The organism is Streptomyces sp. NPDC002838, from assembly GCF_040295365.1.
Classification (GTDB): domain Bacteria; phylum Actinomycetota; class Actinomycetes; order Streptomycetales; family Streptomycetaceae; genus Streptomyces.
Window position 1 is genome coordinate 67,680 of record NZ_JBEOVF010000025.1, and the last position, 24,923, is coordinate 92,602.

At 72.3% G+C, this 24,923-nt stretch carries 20 protein-coding genes and 1 pseudogene; 9 read left to right on the forward strand and 12 right to left on the reverse strand.

From position 1 onward, the window contains the following. Positions 1 to 2: 2 nt before the first annotated feature. Together ABT063_RS28755 and ABT063_RS28760 are read right to left on the reverse strand one after the other, a co-directional pair. On the reverse strand, positions 3 to 593 hold the full coding sequence (locus tag ABT063_RS28755; protein WP_351062148.1) for a (2Fe-2S)-binding protein: 591 nt from the start codon (positions 591 to 593) through the stop codon (positions 3 to 5). After that, complete coding sequence (locus ABT063_RS28760) at positions 593 to 1,483, reverse strand: FAD binding domain-containing protein (protein ID WP_351062150.1); 891 nt, start codon at positions 1,481 to 1,483, stop codon at positions 593 to 595. Before ABT063_RS28760 ends, ABT063_RS28755 begins: the two co-directional genes overlap by 1 nt. A 374-nt stretch (positions 1,484 to 1,857) precedes the next feature. Here ABT063_RS28760 and ABT063_RS28765 point away from each other — a divergent pair, with 374 nt between their 5' ends. Both ABT063_RS28765 and ABT063_RS28770 read left to right on the forward strand, forming a co-directional pair. Then, entirely contained in the window at positions 1,858 to 3,531 is a 1,674-nt protein-coding gene (locus ABT063_RS28765) for a PucR family transcriptional regulator (RefSeq protein ID WP_351062152.1), read from the forward strand. Between the two features lie 128 nt (positions 3,532 to 3,659). Beyond that, positions 3,660 to 4,433: a hypothetical protein gene (locus ABT063_RS28770; RefSeq protein WP_351062154.1), complete on the forward strand. Its 774-nt coding sequence runs from the start codon at positions 3,660 to 3,662 to the stop codon at positions 4,431 to 4,433. Between the two features lie 42 nt (positions 4,434 to 4,475). On the opposite strand, the gene ABT063_RS28775 is transcribed toward ABT063_RS28770, so the two are convergent. Then, entirely contained in the window at positions 4,476 to 5,273 is a 798-nt protein-coding gene (locus tag ABT063_RS28775) for a GntR family transcriptional regulator (RefSeq protein ID WP_351062155.1), read from the reverse strand. A gap of 156 nt (positions 5,274 to 5,429) precedes the next feature. Between ABT063_RS28775 and ABT063_RS28780 the strand changes: the two genes are divergently transcribed. Both ABT063_RS28780 and ABT063_RS28785 read left to right on the forward strand, forming a co-directional pair. Then, positions 5,430 to 6,275, forward strand: a complete 846-nt coding sequence (locus tag ABT063_RS28780) for a (2Fe-2S)-binding protein (RefSeq protein ID WP_351062157.1) — start codon at positions 5,430 to 5,432, stop codon at positions 6,273 to 6,275. 302 nt (positions 6,276 to 6,577) lie between these two features. Next, positions 6,578 to 7,621 carry a DUF2637 domain-containing protein gene (locus ABT063_RS28785; protein ID WP_351062159.1) on the forward strand — a complete coding sequence of 348 codons (1,044 nt, stop codon included), beginning with the start codon at positions 6,578 to 6,580 and terminating at the stop codon, positions 7,619 to 7,621. Between the two features lie 87 nt (positions 7,622 to 7,708). Here ABT063_RS28785 and ABT063_RS28790 read toward each other — a convergent pair whose 3' ends face one another. Beyond that, positions 7,709 to 8,170, reverse strand: a complete 462-nt coding sequence (locus tag ABT063_RS28790) for an ATP-binding protein (RefSeq protein ID WP_351062161.1) — start codon at positions 8,168 to 8,170, stop codon at positions 7,709 to 7,711. A gap of 252 nt (positions 8,171 to 8,422) precedes the next feature. On the opposite strand from ABT063_RS28790, the pseudogene ABT063_RS28795 reads away from it, so the two are divergent. Further along, positions 8,423 to 11,437: pseudogene (locus ABT063_RS28795) on the forward strand (alpha-mannosidase). A 74-nt stretch (positions 11,438 to 11,511) separates the two neighbouring features. Here ABT063_RS28795 and ABT063_RS28800 read toward each other — a convergent pair. Then, the gene (locus tag ABT063_RS28800) at positions 11,512 to 12,132 is read right to left on the reverse strand and encodes a hypothetical protein (protein ID WP_351062162.1); all 621 of its coding nucleotides are present in this window, start codon (positions 12,130 to 12,132) and stop codon (positions 11,512 to 11,514) included. A 240-nt stretch (positions 12,133 to 12,372) separates the two neighbouring features. Between ABT063_RS28800 and ABT063_RS28805 the strand changes: the two genes are divergently transcribed. Beyond that, a complete protein-coding gene (locus ABT063_RS28805; RefSeq protein WP_351062164.1) occupies positions 12,373 to 13,689 on the forward strand; it encodes a helix-turn-helix domain-containing protein in 1,317 nt (438 codons plus the stop codon). Positions 13,690 to 13,701: 12 nt separating this feature from the next. Here ABT063_RS28805 and ABT063_RS28810 read toward each other — a convergent pair whose 3' ends face one another. Further along, positions 13,702 to 15,276, reverse strand: a complete 1,575-nt coding sequence (locus ABT063_RS28810) for a protein phosphatase 2C domain-containing protein (protein ID WP_351062166.1) — start codon at positions 15,274 to 15,276, stop codon at positions 13,702 to 13,704. A 162-nt stretch (positions 15,277 to 15,438) separates the two neighbouring features. Between ABT063_RS28810 and ABT063_RS28815 the strand changes: the two genes are divergently transcribed. From ABT063_RS28815 to ABT063_RS28825, 3 genes are all read left to right on the forward strand, one after another. After that, complete coding sequence (locus tag ABT063_RS28815; RefSeq protein ID WP_351062168.1) at positions 15,439 to 16,197, forward strand: LuxR family transcriptional regulator; 759 nt, start codon at positions 15,439 to 15,441, stop codon at positions 16,195 to 16,197. 46 nt (positions 16,198 to 16,243) lie between these two features. Continuing rightward, positions 16,244 to 16,726 (forward strand): DUF456 domain-containing protein, encoded by a 483-nt coding sequence (locus ABT063_RS28820; RefSeq protein ID WP_351062170.1) that lies wholly within the window; start codon positions 16,244 to 16,246, stop codon positions 16,724 to 16,726. 95 nt (positions 16,727 to 16,821) lie between these two features. Next, positions 16,822 to 17,196 (forward strand): PPOX class F420-dependent oxidoreductase, encoded by a 375-nt coding sequence (locus ABT063_RS28825; RefSeq protein WP_351062172.1) that lies wholly within the window; start codon positions 16,822 to 16,824, stop codon positions 17,194 to 17,196. Here ABT063_RS28825 and ABT063_RS28830 read toward each other — a convergent pair. The 6 genes from ABT063_RS28830 to ABT063_RS28855 all read right to left on the reverse strand — a co-directional run bounded on the left by ABT063_RS28830 (position 17,193) and on the right by ABT063_RS28855 (position 24,837). After that, entirely contained in the window at positions 17,193 to 17,681 is a 489-nt protein-coding gene (locus ABT063_RS28830; RefSeq protein ID WP_351062174.1) for a methylated-DNA--[protein]-cysteine S-methyltransferase, read from the reverse strand. The two genes, ABT063_RS28825 and ABT063_RS28830, sit on opposite strands and share 4 nt — an antisense overlap. After that, complete coding sequence (locus ABT063_RS28835) at positions 17,681 to 19,081, reverse strand: DNA-3-methyladenine glycosylase 2 family protein (RefSeq protein WP_351062256.1); 1,401 nt, start codon at positions 19,079 to 19,081, stop codon at positions 17,681 to 17,683. The genes ABT063_RS28830 and ABT063_RS28835 overlap by 1 nt, the downstream gene beginning before the upstream one ends. Before the next feature lie 82 nt (positions 19,082 to 19,163). Beyond that, positions 19,164 to 20,264 carry a ribosome small subunit-dependent GTPase A gene (rsgA, locus tag ABT063_RS28840; protein WP_351062175.1) on the reverse strand — a complete coding sequence of 367 codons (1,101 nt, stop codon included), beginning with the start codon at positions 20,262 to 20,264 and terminating at the stop codon, positions 19,164 to 19,166. 265 nt (positions 20,265 to 20,529) lie between these two features. Further along, positions 20,530 to 22,017, reverse strand: coding sequence for a cellulose binding domain-containing protein (locus ABT063_RS28845; RefSeq protein ID WP_351062177.1), 1,488 nt, complete (start codon positions 22,015 to 22,017; stop codon positions 20,530 to 20,532). A 393-nt stretch (positions 22,018 to 22,410) separates the two neighbouring features. Further along, positions 22,411 to 23,730 carry a radical SAM protein gene (locus tag ABT063_RS28850; RefSeq protein ID WP_351062179.1) on the reverse strand — a complete coding sequence of 440 codons (1,320 nt, stop codon included), beginning with the start codon at positions 23,728 to 23,730 and terminating at the stop codon, positions 22,411 to 22,413. Between the two features lie 129 nt (positions 23,731 to 23,859). Continuing rightward, positions 23,860 to 24,837 carry a hydroxyacid dehydrogenase gene (locus ABT063_RS28855; protein WP_351062258.1) on the reverse strand — a complete coding sequence of 326 codons (978 nt, stop codon included), beginning with the start codon at positions 24,835 to 24,837 and terminating at the stop codon, positions 23,860 to 23,862. Between the last annotated feature and the right edge of the window lie 86 nt (positions 24,838 to 24,923).

Genomic DNA, 24,923 nt, shown 5'->3' on the forward strand with positions numbered 1-24,923 from the left:
GCTCAGACCGCCTCTGACTGCCGGGCGGCCGCCAGGCGGACCGCGTCCATGATCTTCTCGTAGCCGGTGCAGCGGCACAGGTTGCCCGACAGCGCCTCGCGGATGTCCGCGTCGGTCGGGTTCGGGTTGCGCTCGAGCATCTCGTCGGCTGCGACCAGGAGACCCGGGGTGCAGAAGCCGCACTGCACGGCGCCGGCGTCGATGAACGCCTCCTGGATGGCGGAGAGCTGGGTGCTTTCGCCGGTCTGGGAGTCCTGTCCCTTGGCGGCCCACTGCTTGGCCTCATCCAGAGATGTGCCACATTCCGCGGAAGTGTCACACTTTTCGGAGCCACATGCCCGCTGCCTGGCGTACTCCGCGAGCCCTTCGACCGTGACGACCTCACGGCCTTCCACCTGGCCCGCCGCGACCAGACAGGAACACACCGGCACGCCGTCCAGCCGGACCGTGCACGACCCGCACTCACCCTGCTCGCAGGCGTTCTTCGAACCCGGCAGACCGAGCCGCTCCCGCAGCACGTACAGCAGGGACTCGCCCTCCCACACGTCGTCGGCTTCCTGCGGACGACCGTTGACCGTGAAATTGACGCGCATTACGCGACTCCCTCCGTGCGGGCGGCGGTGCCGCAGTACGACTCCCAGGTCCAGGTCAGCGTCCGGCGGGCCATCACGCCGACCGCGTGCCGGCGGTAGCTCGCCGTGCCCCGGACGTCGTCGATCGGGTTGCAGGCGGCGGCGCACAGGTCCGCGAACCGCTTGGCGACCGACGGGGTGATGATCTTCCCGTTGTCCCAGAAGCCGCCCTCTTCGAGGGCGGCGTTCAGGAACTCCTCCGCGGCCTTGGCGCGCACGGGCGTGGGCGCGGCGGAGCCGATCCCCGTCCGGACCGTACGGCTGCGCGGATGCAACGCGAGCCCGAAGGCGCACACGGCGATGACCATGGCGTTGCGCGTACCGACCTTCGAGAACTGCTGCGGCCCGTCGGCCTTCTCGATGTGCACGGCCCGGATGAGCTCGTCGGCGGCGAGCGCGTTGCGCTTCACGCCGGTGTAGAACGCGTCGATCGGAATCCGGCGCGAGCCGCGCACCGACTCCACCTCGATCTCGGCACCGGCCGCCAGCAGGGCGGGGTGGGCGTCGCCGGCCGGGGAGGCGGTGCCGAGGTTGCCGCCGACGCCGCCGCGGTTGCGGATCTGCGGGGAGGCGACGGTGTGCGAGGCGAGGGCGAGCCCCGGCAGCTCGGTGCGCAGGTTCTCCATGATCTTCGTGTACGGGACGGAGGCGCCGAGCCGCACGCTCTCCTCGCCGACCTCCCACTCGTAGAGGTCGCCGATGCGGGTCAGGTCGAGGAGGTACTCGGGCCGGCGGTGGTCGAAGTTGATCTCGACCATCACATCGGTGCCGCCCGCAATCGGCACAGCGGTGGGGTGCTCGGCTTTCGCGGCGAGCGCCTCCTCCCAGCTGGCGGGGCGAAGGAAGTCCATGACCGGCTCTCTTCTTCGTCTCGTGGATCGTGCGGATTGAGCCAATCCGTGTGCGGCGGGCCCGGCTCGTTCATGTGCTGTTCACGCTCAGTGGGGCCAGTACACAGCGCCGTGCGCCGACCGGGTCAGTCACGGAAACCATGAAGGAGTTGGCTGGCCAGGGCGGGCATCTTGTAGATTCGTATGAACGGAGGCCGGCAGAAACCCCCCTGTTTTCCCGTGGAAACGCGAGCCACACCGCGTGTGACCAGGGCCACAGCCGGAAAGCAGCCACGGCGACGGCGGCACCGCTCACCACCCCGCCGAACGGCCCCTCACCCCACACCCTCCACGACTCATCGTAGATTTCGAGACAAAGAACGGCGGCGACGAGAATGCGGCTGCGCGCACTGCTGGACACCGACGCGCTGGGCCTGCGGCTGCTCGGCGGCGAGGACGAGCTCGACCGCACCGTCCGCGGCGTCATGACCACCGACCTGAGGGACCCCAGCCGCTATCTCTCGGGCGGGGAGCTGGTCCTGACCGGCCTGGCCTGGCGCCGGAACGCCGCCGACTCCGAGCCGTTCGTGCGGATCCTGGTGCAGGCCGGCGTGGCCGCCCTGGCGGCCGGCGAGGCAGAACTGGGCGACATCCCCGACGACCTGGTGGTCGCCTGCGCGCGCCACCACCTCCCGCTCTTCGCGGTGCACGAATCAGTGGCTTTCGCGACGATCACCGAACACGTCGTACGGCAGGTCTCGGGCGAGCGGGCCGGAGACCTCGCGGCGGTGGTCGACCGGCACCGCCGGATGATGACGTCGGGCCCGGCGGGCGGCGGCCCGGACGTGGTCCTGGACCTGCTCGGCTCGGACCTGGACCTGCGCGCCTGGGTGCTCTCCCCCGCGGGCCGCCTGATCGCGGGCCCGAAGGCCGCGGCCCCCGGCCTGCCCGCCGACGTGTGCGCGACACTCGCGGCCGAACACCTGGCGGCCGTCCGCACGGGCCGACGCCGCCCCCACCGGGCGACGCTCGGCTCGACGACGTACTCCCTCTTCCCGGTCCGCAGCAGCGGCCGCTCCCCGCAGGCCTCCCGGGACGTACGGGAGACGGTCCTGTCGGACTGGCTGCTGGCCGTCGAGGCGGACGCCGGGGACTGGCCGGAGGAACGCCTGGACCTCCTCCAGGGCGTCACCCAGCTCATCGCGGTCGAACGGGACCGCAGGGACGCGGCCCGCACGGTCCGCCGCCGCCTGGCCCAGGAGGTCCTGGAACTGGTGCAGGCCGGCGCGCCCCCCGCCGAGATCGCGGCCCGCCTCCGGGTGGCCGCCCCCGTACTCCTCCCCGGCCTCGGCGCGGCCCCGCACTGGCAGGTGGTCGTGGCCCGAGTCGAATGGCAGGACGGAGACCTCGAAGGCGGCCCGGTGGCCCAGTCCCTCCTGGAGGAAATCCTGGTGGACCCGCTCGCCACGGGCCCCGAGCCCTCCGACCGCATCGCGGTGGCCCACACAGGCGACGAGGCCATCGCACTCGTACCCCTTCCCGCGGTCTCCTCGGAACACGACGGCTCGGAAGCGGGCATCGTCGCCGACGTGCTCCTGGAATCCGTACGGGATCCCCTGTCGGCCGGCCTGGACGACGACGGCCGGGTCACACTGGGCGTCAGCGCGTCCGTCCACTCGGCGGAGGGCCTGCGCGGCGCACTGGAAGAAGCCCGCCACGCGCGCCGGGTGGCCGCCGCCCGTCCCGGCCGGGTCTGCGCGGCAGGCCACCAGGAACTGGCCTCCCACGTCCTGCTGCTCCCCTTCGTCCCGGACGACGTCCGCCGAGCCTTCACGGCCCGCCTCCTGGACCCCCTGCGCGACTACGACCGCCGGCACCGCGCCGAACTGATCCCCACCCTGGAAGCCTTCCTCGACTGCGACGGCTCGTGGACGCGCTGCGCGACCCGGCTCCACCTGCACGTCAACACGCTGCGCTACCGAGTGGGGCGGATCGAGCAGTTGACGAGTCGGGACCTGTCGCGGCTGGAGGACAAGCTGGACTTCTTCCTGGCACTGCGCATGAGCTGAAACCTCAGGGCCCCCTAAGTCCCACGACTTTGTGAAATCCTTCACCCACCCCCTTGGCCAGGCCCGTCGATTCGTGCTGAGATGCCGCCACCACTCAACAGCTCGATGGCGTGCTCGGGGAGGGCAACGTGGCGCTTACCGCCATGTCTGGTAACGGAACGACCGCCGGTGACGATCCACTCCAGACCGCGGTATGGCGGCTGCGCTCACGCGCCTGCTGGGGCGACGCGGCCGCCCTGCTCCAACCGGTCACCGCGCCGGCCTCGCTCCAACGGGCCTCCCTGCTCGTGGAACGCTGCCTGTACACGGAGCAGGGCTGGGAGGAGGCCGAGGACGCGCTGCGCACGGCCGAGGCGCTGGCCCACAGTGACGACGAGCGGGGCGCGGCCGCTTGTGAACGCGGGCAACTTGCGTACGCGGCGACGCTGCACGGCGTACGGGACCGCGCGGACGAGGCTCGGGCGGCGCTCGGCCGAGCGGCGGCGCTGATCCCTCCGGGATCTCCTCAGCGGGCCCTGCTGGACTTCCGCCGGGGCCTGCTGGCGGAGAACCTGACCGGCTCGCCCCAGGCGGCACGCGCCGCCTACCGCCGCGCGCACGCGGGCGCCACGGCCCACGCCGACCCGCTCCTGCTCTCCTTCACCTGGCGCCACCTGGCCGGACTCGCCCTGCGGGACGGCGAGTTGACGGAGGCCCGGCACGGCTTCACCGAATCCCTGCGGATCCGTGAGGAGTTGGGCTACCTGGTCGGTACGGCCCCGGCACTGGCCTCCCTGGCAGACGCGGAAGCGGAACCGGAGGCGTCCCGCCTCCGCGAGGAGGCCCGCCGCTTGTTCCGCCTGCTCGGCGGCGTCCCGACCTGGCTGGCCGGCCAGTTGGCTCCGCCGGCGGCGACGGCGTAACCCTGACCGGTGAAGGCAGCCGTCGTGAGGCCCGTCAAGGCCTCACGACGCTCCGGCGAAGTGCTCCCCCACCAGTTCCCGCACCACATCCACGTCCCGCGCGATCAACGCGTCCAGCAACGCCATGTGCTCTGCCGCGTCCGCCAGCAGCTCCGCCCGCCCCCGCGCCCCGGGTGGTCCGCCCACAAGCGGCCACTGAGCCCGTCGATGGAGGTCCTCCGCTATCTGGACCAGCTGTTCGTTGCCCGCCAACGCGAGCAGCGCGCGATGGAAGGCCCGGTCGGACTCCGCGTACGTGGCCCGGCACCCGGAGGACGCGGCCCGAACGGTCACCTCGGCAAGGGGCCGTAGCTCGGCCCAGCGTTCGGCCGGCACCGTACCGGCCAGCCGCAGCATCACCGGCACCTCGATCAGCGCCCGCACCTCCGCCAGCTCCGCCAGCTCCCGCGCCCCCCGCTCGACGACCCGGAACCCGCGATTCGGCACGACCTCGACCGCACCCTCCAGCGCGAGCCGCTGCATGGCCTCCCGCACAGGAGTCGCGGACACCCCGAAGCGGTCACCGAGCGCGGGAGCGGAGTACACCTCGCCGGGCCGCAGCTCACCCGTCACCAAGGCGGTACGCAGGGCGTCGACGATCTGCCCCCGCACAGACGACCGCTGAACAGCGGGACGAGCACGCTCGTCGCCCGGGCACGGTATCGGCTGCTCGCTATGGGTGTGCTCACCCCGTGCGGCCCCAGCCGCGGCGCCCCGCTCCCGATCCACGTCCGCGGCCCGGGCTTGCGACGGCACCCGCACCGCCCCCACCCCGGAGGAGCCCTGCACACCCTGCTTCACGGGCTTCTCCTCCGGACGTGTCAGTACTTGGGGTCATTACGGCGGCTTGTTACTCGTCCGTCAAGCACCTTAGGCGCAGAAGCCACCAGTTCAAATCCCAATGATGTTCGATAAGGTAAGCCTTACCTCAAGACGTCAGCGAATCGGTGGTCCCGTATGTCAAGCCCCCACTCGCCCGTCACGGCCGCGTACACCCGCGTCACCCAAGCCCTCCCGGCCCTGACCGTCACGGAGCTCACCCCCGACCAGCAGGCGCCCGAAGGCGGTGGCTGGGTCGCCGCGACCGCCCTGGCGGAAGGCGGCCCCGGCCTCGACACCTTTCTCGCGTGGGACGACGCACAAGTACTCCGGGACCACGGCCGCCATGCGCGCCCCGACGTGATCGCCGGCTTCGGCCTGCACCGCTACGCCTGGCCCGCCTGCCTCCTGATCACCGCGCCCTGGTTCCTGGACCGCCGAGTCCCCCGCTACCCCGTGACGAACGTCTCGTACGACCGCACACAGGGCCCCATGGCCTTCGCCCTACGCCCCGGCCCCTTCGCCTGCCTGCCGGACGACCCCGCGGCGACACTCCCCGGCGCCCGCCCCGTCCCCGACGAGGAGGCCCTGCGGGCCGCGGTCCGCACGGCCGTCGCCGAGCACATGGAACCCGTCCTCGCCGGCTTCGGCCCCCGCATGCGCCGCCGCGGCCGCGCCCTGTGGGGCATGGTGACCGACGAGATCGTGGAGAGCCTCTGGTATGTCGCGGAGCTGCTCGGCGAGGACGAGCAACGGCGGGCCGAGCGCGAGCTGGAACTCCTCCTGCCGGGCGTGACCAAGCCCTACGTCGGCTCGGCCGCCTTCCGTGAACTGACCGGTCCGAACGGCGAGTCGCTGCCCACCCGGGACCGGGCGAGCTGCTGCATGTTCTACACGCTGGAGCCGGAGGACACCTGCGTCACCTGCCCGCGGACGAGCGACGCGGACCGCGTCACCAAACTCACGGCCGCCGCTGCCGGTTGAGCCACCCTCAGAGCCGAGCACACTGGGGCATCCCGTAAGATCCCGCGAGCAGGACTCCCGCCCAGGTAACAGGCAATTCACAATTTCCTCACCAGTCTCAGGAACTTTCCGAGGAACCACCCGTACGGGTAGTCTTATTCGAACTCAACTCCCGCCCCTCAAGCGGCAGTTCGAGCAGAACGTCGCCCTGGGCATCCCCTTGCACTTCCTTGGCGGCCTCTTGCCCCGAAACCCTCTGAGGGCCGGTGGGATTGGGTCACTATGGCGGGCGTTACGCCCTATCCCAATGCAAGGGACCCCAGATGAGACTGACCGACATATCGCTGAACTGGCTGCTTCCGGGCGCCGTACTGCTCCTGGGCATGCTGGCGGCGGTGGCGGTGCTCGCGCGCGGCAAGCGCTCCTCCGGGGAGAACGCGAGCGCGGACGACTCGTGGGAACGCAGCGAGGAGCGCCGAAGGCGCAAGGAGGCCATCTACGGCACCGCCTCCTACGTCCTGTTGTTCTGCTGTGCGGCGGTGGCCGCCGCCCTCTCCTTCCACGGCCTGGTCGGCTTCGGCCAGCAGAACCTGAACCTGTCCGGCGGCTGGGAGTATCTCGTCCCGTTCGGCCTGGACGGTGCGGCGATGTTCTGCTCCGTACTCGCGGTGCGCGAGGCCAGCCACGGTGACGCGGCGCTCGGCTCCCGGATACTCGTATGGACGTTCGCGGGCGCCGCGGCCTGGTTCAACTGGGTGCACGCGCCCAGGGGCCTCGGCCACGACGGTGCCCCGCACTTCTTCGCCGGCATGTCCCTGTCGGCGGCCGTGCTGTTCGACCGCGCGCTGAAGCAGACCCGCCGGGCCGCCCTGCGCGAGCAGGGCCTGGTGCCCCGTCCGCTGCCGCAGATCCGCGTGGTCCGCTGGCTGCGGGCGCCTCGCGAGACGTACAAGGCCTGGTCGCTGATGCTCCTGGAGGGCGTGCGCAGCCTGGACGAGGCGGTCGACGAGGTGCGCGAGGACAAGCGTCAGAAGGAAGCGGCCCGACTGCGCCGGCGCGAGCAGGAGCGCGTGGAGCGCGCGCAGCTCAAGGCGATCAGCCGGGGCCACCGCGGCTTCGTCGGCCGCGGCCGGCAGCTGGAGGCACAGACCACCCTGGAACGGGCCTCCGACCGAGTCTCCGCGGAGCCTGCCATATCGGCGCCGGAGCAACTGCCGCCCGTACGCCAACGGCCCTCCCTGCAGCCCGTCCGCAGCGGATCTGACCCGGTCACCGTCGACCTCACCGCGGAGGACGACACAATGGCCCTGCCGCGCCTCGACTCCCTGGAGCGCAAGCTCAAGGACCTCGAGCAGCAGTTCGGCTAGGCCCGCCGAATATCACGGGAGGGGGGAGCGGCTTCTTCGAGCCGCTCCCCCCTCCCGTTTGTTGATGGCCCGTCTGTTGATGCCCCGTCAGGCAACCCCCGCGTCCAGCTCGAACCACACCGCCTTCCCCACCCCGTGCGCCCGCACGCCCCACGCGTCCGCGAGGGACTGCACGAGGATCAGGCCCCTGCCGTGCGTACCGTCGTCGGCGTTCGGTACGCGCAGAGTGGGCCTGTGGGCCACGAAGTCCCGCACCTCCACCCGGAGCCCACGGGGTCCGACGGTGGCCGTCAGGACCGCGTCGTGGTCGGTGTGAATGAGCGCGTTGGTGACGAGTTCGCTGGTCAGCAGTTCCGCGATCTCCGATCGTCCGGGCCTGCCCCAGTGCCGTAGCAGCTCGCGCAGCGCCTTGCGTGCCTCGGGCACCGCCCCCAGGTCCGCCCGTCCGAGTCTGCGCTTGAGCTGCGGCGACGGAGCCTCTTCCCCGGCGCTTTCGGCGTTGTCGGCGTTGTCCCCCACGGTCTCCACCGAGAAGGCCCCTATCGCCATGGGACCGCCTCCTCGTGCCTGCCTCTTCATGACCCCCGCCCGCGTGCCGATGTCGGTTCCCCTCCTGCTCGAACACGTTCACGGGGATCCATGCCCCGCTGCACACGCGGCAGTCATGTCGAGTCCTTGACGACCAGGTGTTCGGCCAAGCTGCCGGCGCCTCCGTCGGCCCCTTCGCCGGCCACGGATGCGCCCCCGCCGTCCGGGTAGATGAACCTTCGACTGTGTCTCCCGAGCCGCCGAGGAGCCGCCGTGCACGACGATCGAACTCTGGTGGAAGCACGCCTGGAGCGCGCCCTCAGGCAGTTCGTACGGCCCGCCCGGTACGCGGCGCGCGTGCCGCTGGTCCTGTCCGTGTGGCATGTGCCCGGCGAGCCGGTGCCGGTGGACCAGGCGGTGCAGGCCGCCTACGAGCCCTTCACGACCGGCACGGCGTGGGGAAAGCCCTGGTCGACGAGCTGGTTCCGGTTGGCGGGGCAGGTGCCCGAGGAGTGGGCGGGCCGCCGCGTGGAGGCGGTGATCGACCCCGGATTCACCGGCGACGGGCCCGGCTTCCAGGCCGAGGGGCTGCTGTACGACGCCGCGGGCGTGCCCCTGAAAGGCATCCATCCCCGCAACCGCCACCTCCCGGTCGCGTCCCCCGCGAGCGGAGGCGAGCAGGTGCATCTGCTCCTGGAGGCGGCGGCCAACCCGGCCGTCCTGCACGGCTTCGAGCCTACGCACCTGGGTGACGTCCTGACCGCGGGCGATGGGCCCATCTACCGATTCCGCTCTGCCGACCTCGCCGTACTCGACGAAGAGGTGTGGCAGTTGGTCCTGGACGTCGAGGTGCTGTCGGAGCTGATGCACGAGCTGCCCACGGACCGGCCGCGGCGGCACGAGATCCTGCGCGCCCTGGAGGACATGCTCGACGCGCTCGACCTGCACGACGTCTCCGGTACGGCGACGGCGGCCCGGGCGGCCCTGGTCGACGTACTGTCCCGGCCGGCTTCGGCGAGCGCGCACCGGATCTCCGCGACCGGCCACGCCCACATCGACTCGGCGTGGCTGTGGCCGCTGCGCGAGACGGTCCGCAAGGCCTCGCGCACCTTCGCCAACGTCACCGCGCTCGCGGCCGACTACCCGGAGCTGGTGTTCGCCTGCTCGCAGGCGCAGCAGTACGCCTGGGTGAAGGAGCACCAGCCGCACATCTGGGAGCGGATCAAGCGGGCGGTGGCGGACGGCACCTGGGCGCCGGTCGGCTCCATGTGAGTGGAGTCGGACGCCAACATGCCGGGCGGCGAGGCGCTGGCCCGGCAGATCGTGCACGGCAAGCGGTTCTTCGCCGAGGAGCTGGGCGTGGAGACGGAGGAGATCTGGCTGCCGGACTCCTTCGGTTACACGGCCGCCTTCCCGCAGCTGGCGAAACTGGCCGGAATCCGCTGGTTCCTCACCCAGAAACTCAGCTGGAACCAGTCCAACCGGATGCCCCACCACACCTTCTGGTGGGAGGGCATCGACGGCACCCGCGTCTTCACCCACTTCCCGCCGGTCGACACCTACAACTCCCAGCTCCACGGCCGTGAACTCGCCCACGCGGAGCGAAACTTCGCCGACAAGGGCCGCGCGACCCGCTCCCTGGTCCCCTTCGGCTGGGGCGACGGAGGCGGCGGCCCCACCCGCGAGATGCTGGAGAAGGCCCGCCGGCTGCGCTCCTTGGAGGGCTCGCCACGAGTCACCGTCGAGCGGCCGTCCGCCTTCTTCGCGGCCGCCGAGGAGGAGTACGGGGCTCAGGCGCCGGTGTGGTCGGGCGAGCTGTACCTGGAGCTGCACCGGGCGACGTACACCACGCAGGCGAAGACCAAGCAGGGCAACAGGCGCTGCGAACACGCCCTGCGGGAAGCCGAGTTGTGGTGCGCGACGGCGGCGGTGCGCGTCCCGTCGTACACCTGTCCGTACGGCGACCTGGACCGGCTGTGGAAGACGGTGCTGCTGCACCAGTTCCACGACATCCTGCCCGGGTCGTCGATCGCGTGGGTGCACCGGGAGGCCCGGGAGACGTACGCGCGGGTGCTGGCGGAGCTGGAGGACATCACGGCGGAGGCGGTACGGGCACTGGGGCCGGGCGGCGGCGGTCCGGTGGTGCTGAACGCGTCGCCGTACGAGCGGACGGAGATGGTCGGGGACGGCGTGGTGACCGTGCCGGGGCTCGGGACCGCTCCAGTGACGGACACCCCTGCCGGGCAGGTACGGGCCGAACGGGACGGCGACGCGCTCCTGCTGGAGAACTCCCGGCTGCGCGTACGCGTCGATCGCGACGGCCTGCTCGCCTCCGTCCACGACCTGGCCGCCGACCGTGAGGTGCTGTCGGCCCCCGGCAATCTCCTCCAGCTGCATCCCGACCATCCCAACGCCTGGGACGCCTGGGACATCGACCGGCACTACCGGCGCCGGCACACGGACCTGACGGACGCCGAGTTGGTGGCACTGGTGGAGAGCGGGCCGCTCAGGGCGGCGGTGCGGGTGACGCGGACGTTCGGGAAGTCCCGGATCACGCAGGAGATCCGGCTGACGGCGGTCAGCCGCCGCCTGGACATCGTGACGGAGGTCGACTGGCAGGAGTCGGAGAAGGTGCTGAAGGCCGCCTTCCCCGTCGACGTGCACGCCGAACGGTCCACCGCGGAGATCCAGTTCGGCCATGTGCACCGCCCGACGCACACCAACACGTCCTGGGACGCGGCACGCTTCGAGATCTGCGCCCACCGCTGGCTCAGGGTCGCGGAGGAGGGCTACGGCGTGGCGGTCCTCAACGACTCGACGTACGGCCACGACGTCACCCGTACTCCGCACGCCGACGGTCTGGGCACGACCGTACGTCTGACACTGCTGCGTGCCCCGCACAGCCCCGATCCCGAGACGGATCTCGGCACGCACCGCTTCACGTACGCGCTGCTGCCGAACGCCGGCGTGGGAGACGCCGTAACCGAAGGACTGGCGCTCAACCTGCCGCTGCGGATGGCCGAGGCGCCGGAACTCGCCCCTCTGGTCAGGGTCGACAACCCGGCCGTGACGATCGAGTCGGTCAAGCTCGCCGAGGACCGTGGCGGTGACGTGGTGGTACGGCTGTACGAGTCCCGGGGCGGCCGGGCGCGGGCCGAGCTGACGCCCGGGTTCGCCGTCTCCCGCGCCGAGGTGACCGACCTACTGGAACGGCCGCTGCACGAATCCCCCCTGGCGTTCGAGCTGCGGCCGTTCCAGGTCCTGACACTGCGGCTGCGGCCGGCGTAGCCGCTGCCGCCGCGGAGCCGCCCGCCCGACCCCCGTGCGGGAGGGCGGCCCCGGTCCTTTCGATGGTCGTGCGGTCAGTGGAGCTTGGTCACCGCCGTGGTGGTCGTCTTCTTGAAGGCCTTCACCGGCGCGTCGTCGAAGTCGCCCAACTGGCCCCAGTCGACGACCGTCACCGTCCGGCCGTCCCGGCCGACCGAGAGGAGGCGGATGTCGGTGGCGCCCCAGGAGGCCTCGGTGTGCAGGCCGTAGACGTGGGCGCTTTCCTCGACGGGCAGCGATCCGTAGTCCTCGAGGGCGGCGTCGATCTCCGGGTCGTTCTGCTCGATCCACGCCGGGCAGGACCGGATGTCCTGGTTCAGCCGTGCGGCCAGGCCCTTCGCCGAGCGGATGTCCGGCAGGACGACGGTGATCTGACGGGCGCTCGCGTCGACGTCGGTCCGGAAGTCGCGGTGCCAGGAGGAGTCGTGGCCCGGCAGCGCCATGCTCAGGCAGCTGTCCACCTCCACTTCCTCCGGTACGCCCGCGGTGACCCTGCCGGCCGTCCAGGACGAGGTGGGGTGGGGCGGCAGGTCCGCGGCCGAGAGGAAGCCGGGCGCCTTGGTGGCGGCGCCCGCCGGGACGGCGAGCACGGAGCCGAGGGCGAGGCCCGCGGCGGCGAGTACGGTGAGCGGGCGGGCTCGGGTGTGGTTGGGCATGGGTGTTCCCCCGTGAGTGTGTGCATGGGTGTGGTAAGTGCATGAAGGTGGATGCCGCCACGACGCCGGATGGTCGGTCCGGTCCTGGTCGGTGCGACACCAAGAGCATCAGCGGTCACAGCGGGCGGACGCAACAGGGGACGCCGAATCCACCACGGTGGAACCGTCCCAGCCCGTCTGACGTGCAGGTACAGGGAGTGCCTGGGACGCCGTCCCGGGTCGGGAGGACACGGGGGAGCGGTGTCGGAACCACACGAGGACGTCGAGGAGTTCGCGGCGCTGCTGCGACGGCTGAAGGAGCGCACGGACCGCAGTTACGGTTCGCTGGCCCGCCGTCTGAACATGAACACCTCCACGCTGCACCGCTACTGCGCCGGTGAGGCGGTCCCCGTGGACTTCGCCCCGGTGGAGCGGTTCGCCGCGTTGTGCGGGGCGTCGGCGCAGGAGCGGCTGCAACTGCACCGGTTATGGCTCCCGGCGGTGGCGGCACGGCAGCGGCCCCGTACGGCGCCCGCGGCGCAGGACGATGCTTCGGAGCCGTCGGAGGAACCCGGCGCGAAGGAGGATCCCGCTCCCGCGAAGGACGATCCCGCTCCCCCACCCCGCCCCTGGTACCGCCGCCGGCGCACCCTGGTGGGCACGGCCGTCGCGGCGGTGCTCCTCGCCACCCTGGGCAGCCTCTCGGCCCTGCCGTCCGGCGGTCGCTCCCCGGCGGACGCCCCCGCGCGGGCCCAGGCCACGGGCCCGTCCCGGATGACGGCGCCGGGCGCACCCCACCGCCCGACGACCACTTCGCCGAGCCCCTCCGCCGGCACCCGGTCGCCCTCCCCCTCCTCCTCCCCGGCCGAGGGCACCCCGGCGAAGCCCTCCGGAAAATCGCCCGCCGAGAGCCGCGCCCCTTCCGGAAGCGGCACGTCGGACCGGCCCGCCGCCTCCGCCGCCGTCCCCCTCACCTGGACCGCCGACTCCCAGGTCTGGGCGATGGGCTGCGGTCACGACTACGTCATCGCCAAGCCGCCGCGGCAGGTCCCCCCGCCTCCGGCCCCGCAGGACGCCGGAACCTGGGCGGGAACCCAGAGCGCGGTGCACGGACGCGAGACGAACGTACGGATCTCGGTGCAGGGGCGGACCTCCACGGCCGTAGTCCTGGAGGCACTGCGCGTCCGGGTCGTCGGACGCGCGGACCCCGCCTCGGGCAACGCCTACGCCATGGACAACGGCTGCGGCGGTGCGGTCACCCCCCGCTACTTCGGTGTCGACCTGGACATCGACCGCCCCATCGCCCATCCGGTCGACGGCAACGACACGGGCACGCCGATCCCGGCCATGCGCCTGCCCTACCGCGTCTCCGCCGAGGACCCCGAGGTGCTGCTGGTCACCGCCCGCACCGAGGGCTGCGACTGCCGCTGGTACCTGGAGCTGGACTGGTCCTCCCAGGGCCGCACCGGCACGGTCCGCATCGACGACCACGGCAGCCCGTTCCGCACGAGCGCCATCAAGGGGCTGCCGCGCTACGCGTACGACACGTCGACGCGCCAGTGGGCGCCGTACGCCTGATGAGGCTGCAGGTCAGGCCTCCCAAACGGCGGCAGCCGTACGGTCGTCCGAGTACCCCTTGACCCTCACCTGGGCGTCGGCGAGGAACGCGGCGAGGCCCGGCGGGGTGGGGCCGGACCACCGGCCGGTCAGGTACTCGCACAGCTCCGGCTCGCCCCGCAGCGGCTCGGCCAGGCCGCCGGTGCACATCAGGAGCGTGTCGCCCGGGCGGGCGACGGAGGCACGGAAGCGGAAGGGTTCACGCAGCGGTGAGGGGGCGGGCTCGTACGGGCTCGGGGGCGTGGGTATGCCCAGGTCCATGGTGAGCCGGTCACCCTCCGGCGTCTCGGAGGGCAGGGAGCCGAAGCCGACCACGGGCTCGCCGGTGACGTCCTGGACGCGCGGCTCGATGTCCTGCCACTCGCCGTCCCTGAGCCGGAACAGTCCGCCCGCGCCGACGCCGAAGAACACACGCGTACGGCACCCGGGGTCGGCGGGGAGCAGCAGGCAGCGCAGGGTGGCCGCGTACTCATCCGGATCGATGCCCTGCTCGGCGGCGCCGGCGCGGAGCTTGCCGAGGCTGCGGTCGGTGAGACGGTGCAGGCCGGACTTCAGATCGCCGCGGCGGCCGGCCCTTATGTCCTCGGCGAGCCGTGCGTGACTGCGGCCGACGGCCTGGCCGATCCAGTGGCAGGCCTCGGCGGCCGCGCGGTGCGCGCCCGGCGTGGCGCGGGCACCGGTCGCCATCGCCACCAGGACCAGCGCGTGCTCGCCGGAGCCGAAGCGGGCGGTGAGGAGGGAGTCCCGGCGCGGCTCGCCCCGAAACCGCGCGGAGTCCCCACGGACGGAGACGGCCCGCAGCGTGCAGGGCCCGTACCGGGCTCCGTCGAGGACGGTGTCCGCGACCAGATCGTCGAGTTCGTCCGGGTCGGCGGGGGGCAGGGCGGTGGGTTCGGCCTCGTAGGTGGGCGGTCCGGAGCCGACGTAGTCGAGGGGCTCGGGCGGGAGCACGGGGAGGTCGACGCGGGTGGCGGTGCGGGGGCCCTGCGGGGCGGGGTCGGCGGGGGGCGAGGGGTCCGCGGGCGGGCGCTGCGGCGTCGGGCCGGCGGGGTGTGGGGGGTCCGCCGTGTCCTCCGGTGTGGGCGGCGGGGCCGCGGGCTGCGGTGGGCCGAACGGAGGCGGCGGGGGAGGTGGCGCGGACGGGGGTGGGGGCGTGGCCGGGGCGACCGGCGCGGTGGGTGTGCGGGCCTCCGTCGAGGTGCGGCCACCGGTCGGGGAGGGCGTACGGCCCCGGGGGGTCTGTTCCTCGAATCCCGGTGGCTTCGGTCCGGGCGGGAAGGTCGCGGGGCCCGGAGGAGGGTCGGGTGGCGGCTCCCAGGGGGCACGCCGTTGCGCCGGAACGCCCGACCGCGCCGGGCGCGGCGGCTCGTCCGCCGTATTCACGGCATCCACCGCGTCCACCGCCTCCACCGCCTCCACCGCCGAGGCGAACCGGTCGTCCAGTGAGTCGGGCGTGGCCGTGGGGCCCGTGTCCGCGGTGGAGTCGTCGTACAGCTGGCCCCACCAGTCGTCCTCGTGACCGGTGGGCCTTCCCCCCTGCTGGTTCATGCCCCTAATTGTCCACCGCACGGGCCATATGAAAACGGGGCAACCGGAAAATCCGGGGAGCCACGGCGCATCGAACAGGATGCCGAGTGAGCCCCCGAACGCCGGTCCGAAGGCGATGATGTGCCGAGGCGGGTTCTTGTTGTCAGGGAGGGGCGGCGCCAGGTGCTGGGAGCCACAGGTCTCGACGAGACGCACGAGTCGGCGTACCGGGCGCTGGTGTCCGTGGGCGCCGCCGGCCTGCCCGCCGTACCCGACCTGGTCGAGGTGGTGACCGGCGCGGCCGCGCTGTCGCAGCGCTTCCTCCAGCTCCGGCTCGGGGCGCGCGAGGAGGTGTGCACGCTGGTCACCGGCCATCCGGTCGTCGTGTCTCCCGAAGGGACCGACGCGGAGGAGCGGGCGGCCGAGCGCGGGGTCCGCCACCGCGTGGTCGTCGAGCGGTCGGTGCTGGACCTGCCGGACGGGATCACCGGGCTGACCGCCGCGCTCGGCCGCGGGGAGCAGGTGCGGGTGGTGGACAAGGTGCCCACCAAGCTGGTGGTCGCCGACCGTTCGCTCGCCCTGCTGCCGCTCACCCCGCACACCGCGGAGCCCGCCGCGCTGGTCGTGCGCGCGAGCGGGCTGCTGGAGCTGCTGTCGGGCGTGTTCGAGTCGGCGTGGCGGGACGCGCTGCCGCTCCGGCTCGGCGCGCGCGGCGTCACCGAGCGGGGGCCGGACGCCCCCGACGGCGTCGACCTGGAGGTGCTGTCCCTGCTGCTGGCCGGACTGACCGACGCGAGCGTCGCCAAACACCTCGACCTGGGCCTGAGGACCGTGCAGCGCCGGGTGAAGCGGCTGATGGAGCTGACCGGTGCCACGACCCGGCTGCAGCTGGGATGGCACGCGTACGAGCGGGAATGGGTGACCCGGGAGCGGCCCGAGTGAACATGGCCGGCCTGCGCCTTCTCCCGTACTCCGGCACTCTGGACAAATGGGAGTGGTGGACCTCCTGCTGGTCGGCCTGGTCATGCTGCTCGGCGTGGGCGGAGTGCTGGTGCCCGGTGTGCCGGGGTCGTGGCTGGTGTGGTCCGCGGTCCTGTGGTGGGCGCTGAAGGATCCGCAGCCGCTGGCCTGGGGCGTGCTCGTGGCCAGCACCGTCGCGCTGCTCCTCTCCCAGGTGGTGCGCTGGGCACTGCCGCCCCGACGGCTGCGCACGAGCGGCGCCACCCCCCGGATGGCGGTGTACGCCGGCGTGGGGGCGTTCGTCGGCTTCTTCCTGATCCCCGTGCTCGGCGCGATCCCCGGCTTCGTGGGCGGCATCTACCTCTGCGAACGCCTGCGGCTCGGCCGGCACGGCGAGGCCATGGCGGCGCTGCGGACGGCGATGCGCTCGGGCGGCTCCAGCGTGCTGACGGAGCTGTTCACCTGCCTGCTGATCATGGGGGCGTGGCTGGGGGCGGTGCTGTGGGGGTGAACCGGTCCCTCGCCGCGTGGGTCCCGCCGTAGGTCCCGGGACGTAGGACGAGGTTCCGATGCGCCGGGCGGAGCCGGAGTGTTTGGCTGGCTGCCATGACCGAATTCAGCGAGGCCGAACTCGCGTACCTGAAGTCGCAGCGGCTCGGGCGCCTGGCCACCGTCGACCAGCACGGGCAGCCACAGGCGAACCCGGTCGGCTTCTACCCGCGGGACGACGGGACCATCCTCATCGGCGGCTACGCCATGGGCACCACCAAGAAGTGGCGCAACCTGCGGAAGAACCCGAAGGTCGCCCTGGTCGTCGACGACATCGTCAGCCTGAGGCCGTGGAAGGTACGCGGCATCGACATCCGCGGTGAGGCAGAACTCCTCGTCGGTCCGCACGACTTGGGTCCGCACTTCAGCGAGGAGCTGATCCGCATCCTTCCGCGGCGGATCCACAGCTGGGGGCTGGAGGACGACGACTAGAGCGCACCTTCGAGCGTGAGCAGCCGCGTCTTGCGCTCCAGGCCGCCCGCATACCCGGTCAGAGACCCGTCGGCCCCGATCACCCGGTGGCACGGGCGGACGATCAGCAGCGGGTTCGCGCCGATCGCACCGCCGACGGCGCGTACAGCGGCCCGAGAGGCGCCGACCAGCGCGGCGATCTCGCCGTACGTCGCGGTCGCCCCGTACGGCACGGTCTCCAGGGCGGCCCACACCCTCTCCCGGAACTCGCTGCCCTCGCTCCGCAACTCCAGCCGGAACTCCTTCAGGTCCCCGGCGAAGTAGGCGGCGAGCTGTTCCTCGGCCGCGCGGAAAAGGGTCGGGTCGTGCCGCCAACCGTCCTGGACGGTACGGCCGTTCTTCTGGCCGGGCACGGAGAGGGAGGTCAGGGTGCCGTCCGGGCCGGCGGTCAGCAGGAGCCCGCCGACGGGGCTGTCCACGGTCGTGTAGTGCGTCTCGATGGTCATCAGTACTCCAACTCCCCTGCCGCACGCAGGTGTCGCAGGGCGTATGAGCGCCAGGGGCGCCAGGTGTCGGGGATGTCCGGGCCGGGCGGGGCGACGTCCGGGTCGCCGAGGGCGCGGGTGCGGATCGCGGCGACGGTGTGGGCGTCCAGGCCGGGCACGGCGAGCAGGGCGTCCTGCGCGTCGTCGCGGTCGGCGCCCGGGTCCAGGCGTACGGCGCCGTCGGCGAGGGCGGCTGCGAGCGCGCCCAGGGTGCCGTCCGGCTCGGCCTCGGCGAGGACGGCCGGTTCGGGGAAGACGTGGGTGAGGCTGCCGCAGGGGGCGTCGAGCGCCTTGCCGTACCGCCGCACCAGTCGCTCGGCCTCCGTACGCCCCACCAGTGCCCGCACCGCGAGCTCCTCCGGGTCGGCGGCGCCGGGCGACCGCAGTCCGGGGCGGGCGGCGACGAGCGGGGCGAGCCGTTCGTCGGCGCCGAGCCGCTCGTCCACGGCGTACGGATCGGCGTCGAGGTCGAACAGCCGTCGCAGCCGCTGGACGGCGGTGGTCAGGTCGCGGGGGTCGGTGAGCTGCAGCAGGGCGTCCAGCCAGCCGCCCGGATGGGCGCCGGACGCGGACCTCGCCGAGCCCGGCCGCTCGTCGACGGCGACGATGCCGGTGCCGTGCGGAAGGCGCAGGGTACGGCGGTACGTCCGCCGCCCGCGCGGCCCGCTCACCTCCTCTGCACCGGCCACGGCCTCGCCCTCCAGCAGGTCGAAGACGGCGCCCGCCTGGTACGGCCCCCGGTGGGCGAGCCGCAGCGGGATCCCCGCGGTCGGTGTGGCCGTACGCCGGGCGGCCCGGCCGCCGTGCGGGGCGGCGGCCCGCAGCTCGCTCGGCGTCGAGGCGTAGATCTCCCGCATCGTGTCGTTGAACTGGCGCACGCTGGCGAACCCGGACGCGAACGCGATCTGCGTGATCGCCAGGTCGGTGGTCTGCAGCAGCACACGCGCGGTGTGCGCCCGCTGGGCCCGGGCGAGGGCGACGGGTCCGGCGCCGAGCTCGGCGGTGAGCTGACGCTGCACCTGCCGCGCGCTGTAGCCGAGCCGTGCGGCGAGCCCGGCGACGCCCTCCCGGTCGACGACACCATCACCGATCAGCCGCATGGCCCGCCCCACGACATCCGCGCGGACGTTCCACTCGGCGGAGCCGGGCACGGCGTCCGGCCGGCACCGCCGGCAGGCCCGGAAACCCGAGCCCTGCGCGGCGGCGGCCGTCGCGAAGAACCGGACGTTGTGCCGCTTCGGCGTCACCGCCGGGCAGCTGGGCCGGCAGTAGATCCCGGTCGTCACGACGGCGAAGAAGAACTCCCCGTCGAACCGCCCGTCCCGACTCCGCACCGCTTCGTACCTGGTGTCTTCGTCCATCACGACATCCAGTGTCGACGGTGACCGGGGCACGGGCTAGCGGAAATCGGACGTGGAGCTGACCCACCGGCCCATCTGCTCCTTACTTCCAGCGCCCGCGCTTCACCTCCATGGCCGCCCGCCCCTCCGCCCCCTTCCGCTTCCAGTCCCGCCGGATCTCCGCCCGGAGCCTCGCATCGGTCTTGGCGACGATCCGCTGGTTCTCCCGGATGAGCTTCCGATAGCTGTCCAACCGTCGCTGGGGCAGCTCACCGGAGTCGATCGCGGCCAGCACCGCGCACCCCGGCTCACTCTCGTGCGCGCAGTCGTGGAACCGGCACTGCTCGGCCAGCTCCTCGATCTCGGAGAAGACCTGCCCGACCCCGCTCTCGGCGTCCCACAGTCCGACACCTCGAAGCCCCGGCGTGTCGATCAGTACACCGCCGCCGGGCAGCGCGAGCAGATTGCGGGTGGTTGTCGTATGACGGCCCTTGCCGTCCACGTCCCGCGCGGCCTGGACCTCCATGACGTCCTCCCCCAGCAGCGCGTTCGCGAGGGTGGACTTGCCCGCACCGGACTGCCCGAGCAGCACGGAGGTACCACCGGAGACGACGGCGACCAGGGCATCGAGCCCGTCCCCGCCCATCGCGCTGACCGGCACCACCGGCACCCCCGGCGCCGACGTCTCCACGTCCTGCACGAGGTGCGCCAGCGTCACCGCGTCCGGCACGAGGTCGGCCTTGGTCAGCACGACCACGGGCTGCGCCCCGGACTCCCAGGCCAGCGCGAGGAAGCGCTCGATGCGCCCGAGGTCGAGTTCGACGGCCAGCGACACGGCGACGATCGCGTGGTCGACGTTGGCCGCGAGGATCTGCCCCTCGGACCGCTTGGAGGAGGTGGAACGCACGAAGGCGGTACGGCGCGGCAGATACGTCCGTACGTAGCGCGGATTGCCGCCGGGTTCGACGGCGACCCAGTCGCCGGTGCACACGACCCGCATCGGATCGTGCGGGGTGACGAACGCGGTGTCCGCCCGGACGATCCCGCCGGCGGTGACCACGTCGCACTGCCCGCGGTCGACCCGGATCACGCGCCCGGGCAGCAGCCCCTCGGACTCGTAAGGGGCGAACTCGTCCGCCCACGCCTCGTCCCAGCCGTAGGGAGCGAGAGCGGAGTAGGCGGAGAAGAGAGAGGTGGAAGGCAAGGGTGACCCTTCACAAGGGCGGCCCCGGCAGCCACGCGCTCAGGCGCGCGGAAGGAAAGGAGTCGGTGTGTCAGCCGGCGGCCACGGAGGTGGACTTGATGGATTCCTGGATGCGGGCAGTGCCCGTCTCAATGACAGCCATCGGTCGACACCTCCTCATACGCTCTCGCTCGACGACACGGTTCGCCGTGACGCGCGGCAACTTTAACCCGCCCTCACGGCGCCCCGTCAACGCGTTTTCGCCCTCACGCGTGCCTGCGGGCCCTCACGCCTTCGCGCAGCGGTGCCCGTTCAACGTGAACCCGTACGCCGGCGAGTTCTTCCCCTGCCACGACGCCAGGAAGCCGAAGGCCAGGGAGCCGTCCGCCGGGACCGACTTGTTGTAGTCGGCGGCCGTGGCGGTCACCCGGGCGTCGTTCTGGGCGAAGCTCGCGTCCCACATCTGGCCGACCTTCTGGCCGTCGCGGAAGGACCAGGCGACGCGCCAAGTGTCCAGCGGACGCTCGGTGGTCACCGTCACGGTGGCCTGGAAGCCGTCGGGCCATTCGCTGACCAGGTCGTACTGGAACCGGCACGTGGGCGGCTCGCTCTTGTCGGGGTCCGGGGCGCCACCGCCGGCAGCCGTGGACGACGACGTGCCCTGGGGTGTGGTCGCGGGGTTCTCGCCGTCGGATTCCTCGGGCTTGCCCGTCGCCCCGGTGTCCGACGGCTTCGGGGAGCCGGACGGCAGCGGTGAGAGGGGCGGCACGGACACGCCGGGGTCGGCGGCCACCGGCTCGCGGTCGGACGCGTCTGCGGGTGTGACGCCGCTGTCGGTGCCGCCCGGCATCATCGACACGGCGAGTGCCAGCAGGGAGACGAGGACCGCGGCGACGAGGAGCCCGTTGCGCACGACGCGCGCCTTGTGCGCGCCGGGGTTCGGGGGCGCGCCGTCGCCGTCGGCCGGTGCGGGGCGCCCGGCTCCGAGGCGGACCTCGGCGGCCCTTCTGCGTCGCTCCAGGTAGGCGAGTCCGCCCCAGCCGATCACTCCGCCGGCCAGGGCCGCGGGCAGGCCGCCGCCGTGCAGCCGCAGGCACGCGGCGGCCTCGGCGCACTCCACGCAGCGTGCGAGGTGCCGGGAGAGGTCGTTCGGGGTGTCGGCGGCCGGTGACCGGGTGACCGCGTCGAGCAGCCGGGCGTAGCTGCGGCACTGCGCGTCCATCGGCGTGTCGAGGTGGTTGCGGTGGCAGCGGTCCCGGAACAGGCGGCGCACCTCGGCGAGTTCGTCGGGCACCGTGGCCGGGTCGAGGCCGAGTCGGCGGGCCACCGCGGACAGCGGCAGCGCCTCCACCTCGGCCAGCCACAGCAGTTCCGCGTCGGCTGCCTGGAGGTCGCGCAGTCCGCGCAGTGCGAGCGGGCGGCTCAGCGGGGGTCCGGTGTAGCGGGCGGCCTTGTCCGAGTTGAGCCACAGGCGCAGTTCCGGGTCGAGCCTGTGGCCGTGCCCCTGGGTCTCCCAGTCCGCCGCCGTCTCGCGTACGGCGGTCAGCAGCAGGGGGATCCTGGGCAGGCGGGCGGGGCGGCGGCCGGCGCTGCGGGCCGGAAGGGCCTCCGCGGCGCGGGCCTCGCGCATGCCGAGGGAGAATGCCTCCGTGGCCAGTTGGGTGGCCGCGGTGGAGCCGGCCGTGCACAGGTCGGCGTAGGAGAGCACGGCATCCCAGCACTCGGAGAACAGCGCGGCCTCGGCGGTGTCCTGGGGAGTCGGCAGGTCGGGCATGGGTCTCCTGCATTCAAAAGCGAGGTCAACTCGCCATACTGGCAAAGGAGTTGGGGGGAACCTCGCGGCAGGACACGAGCTTTTCACGCCTCCCACACAACTGACAAGCGGGGTATTCAAATCCGATGACGGGCGGTTGTGCGACCGGGCTCCGCACGCCCGGACCGCGCATCCCGTCTCCGTCCACCGGTTGGAGTACACCACCTCGACGCCCCGTCCGTCGATGGCCAGGGCCTCCGTACGGTGTTCCTGCGGCCACTCCTCGTTGCTCTGTGAGTTGGTTGCTCTGTGAGTTATACGTAAGGAAGGCCGGAAAGTATCGATGCCGGTCCACTCGGATCGGGCCGTCGACGCGGCAGGCCCGCCACCCGTGGCGAACGCTGACGCCGACGGTTACACCTCGACCGGTTCTGCCGCCGGAAGACTGTCCATGAACGAGCTGACGGAGAAGACCGCGCGGCCGGGGCCGGGCGGGCCGTACCCGGGGGGCGACGAGAGGCCGAAGTCGTCCATGGTGGCGCGGTAGGCCTCCAGCAGACGGATGTGGTACTCCAGCGGCGCGCCCTGCGGGTTGGCCTTGCCGAGCGGGGTCGTCGGCTCCGGGCACCAGGTGGTGAAGCGGGGCGTGATGCCGTGCGACATGAAGAAGCGCAGGCCCTCGGTGGTGGAGGCGATCGCCTCGTCGACGGTGGTGAAGCCGAAGGGCTCGGCCATCTCCACGCCCGCCACGAAGTTGGGGATCACGTTGCGGGCGCCGAAGACGTCGGCCGAGTCGAGGATGCGCTTGTGCCACTCGTCGCGGCCGACGTAGCGCTCCTTGCCCGGGCAGTACAGCTCGAACAGCCGGCGGTCCCACACCTCGAAGTTGGGGTGGTAGATCTGCACGCCGTAGTCCTTGAACCGCTGTACGTCGTCCCTCGGCAGGGCCTGGGCGACGACCTTGCCGATCCAGCGGCCCGGGAACCGCTCCTCGATGGCCTTGGCGTAGTGCCCGTAGAAGTCCGCCTCGTCACGCCCGGCGACCTTCGACGTGATCGCGCCGCCGGTGAGCGTGTAGGCGGTGGACGCCTTCTGGGTGTCGTACCGGTCGATGATCTCCAGGGCTTCGAGGACCTCCTCGACGTCCTTGACTCCCGTGTACGGGCGCCCGGCGGCCTTGTGCTGGCGCCAGTTGTGGTTGATGTCGCAGTACTGGCACTCCTCCTTGGCGCCGAAGTACTGGCAGACGCGGAAGACGGTGAGGTAGATCAGGTAGCCCCATTGGATGGTCGGGGCGACCTCCATCACGGACTTCCCGTTGGCGAGTGTGTGCCGGTAGTACTCCGGCATGGGCGGCACACCGACGTCGGCGATCCGCTTGCCGTCGAGGTAGAGCCCGAGCACGCCGTCCTCGTTCGCGGCGACCCGGTACGGCGAGGCGGGGTTCACGCGCACCGACACGACGGTCCGCCGCAGGTCGTACGGCCCTCCGGTGAGGATGATCTCCTCGGGCGGGCGCCGCAGCGCGGCCTCGCCGAGCTCGGGCAGGGTGCCGTGGTCGAAGGAGAAGATGAAGTACGACTTCGGCTTCACCTCCCCGCCCTCGTTGTCACTGAGCGCGGATGGGTCGAAGGCCACCCCGCCGCGGAGCAGATCCTCTTTGAAGACGGCTTCCCGCGGTACGTGCGGGAACCGCTCCATCAGATCCTCGACCAGCGCGGTACGGCTGCCCATCCCGTATCTCCTCCCGGTTCGGACGTACAACTCCTCACGGTATGCCCCCGCCCTCGCATCAGCCGTGCCGGGTCCCCTCGCGCCGCGCGATATGCCCCGGTACGGGGGTGTTCGCCAGAGTCATTCCCCTCACGCCGCCCGCTCCAGGGCCCCCGGATCGACCGGGTACGCGAGTCGCTCACCCGACAGCAGCCGTACGGCCTCCTGTACGACCGTGATGCCCAGGCGGGCCACCTCGTTGCCCTGAGAGCCCGCGAGGTGGGGGGTGATGAAGGCGTTCGAAAGGTCGAAGAGGGGCGAGTCGGCGGGCAGCGGTTCGGGGTCGGTGACGTCGAGGATCGCGGTGAGGCGCCCGGTGCGCAGTTCCGCGAGGAGGGCGTCGTGGTCGACGAGCCCGCCGCGCGCGGTGTTGATCAGTACCGCTCCGTCGGGCATCAGGGCCAGCTCGCGGCGGCCTATCAGATGCCGGGTCTCGGGGGTTTCGGGGGCGTGCAGAGTGACGATCTCGGAGGTGCGCAGGAGGTCGTCCAGCTCCAGCAGCGGTACGCCGAGCGCGGCGGCCTGGGCCTCGTCGACGTACGGGTCGGTGAGCGCGGGCCGCAGGTCGAAGGGGCGCAGCAACTCGATGAGGCGGCGGCCGATGCGGGAGGCGCCGATGACTCCGACGCGGCGGCCGTGGTTGCCGATGCCGGGGACCAGCTCCCAGCCGGGGAAGGCGCGTTCGGTGCGCAGGCGGTCGCGGGCGGCGAAGACGTCCTTGCCGGCCAGCAGGATCATGGCGAGCGTGTACTCGGCGACGGGCAGCGCGTTGGCCTCGGCCGCCGAGGAGACGGCGATGCCGCGCCGCCACAGCTCGGGTGTGGCGAAGCTCTTGACCGAGCCGGCCGAGTGCAGGACCGCGCGCAGCCGGGGGGCCGCGTCGAGGACGGCCGTGTCGAGGCGGGGGCAGCCCCAGCCGGTGACGAGGATCTCGGTGCGGGCGAGTGTCTTCGCGACGAGGGGATCGGTGAGGTCCTGTGCCACCAGGGCGGGATCGATGTCCAGGGCCTCCCGCAGCCGCGCCAGGACCTCGGGCGGGAAGACGAGCGGCACGTTCTCGGCGGTCATGGCGAACAGTGCCTGGGGACGGGTCAAGTGGGTGGCCTTCCGGCTCGGTGACATGGCGATAGAAACCGCTCTCTACGGTAGGTGGC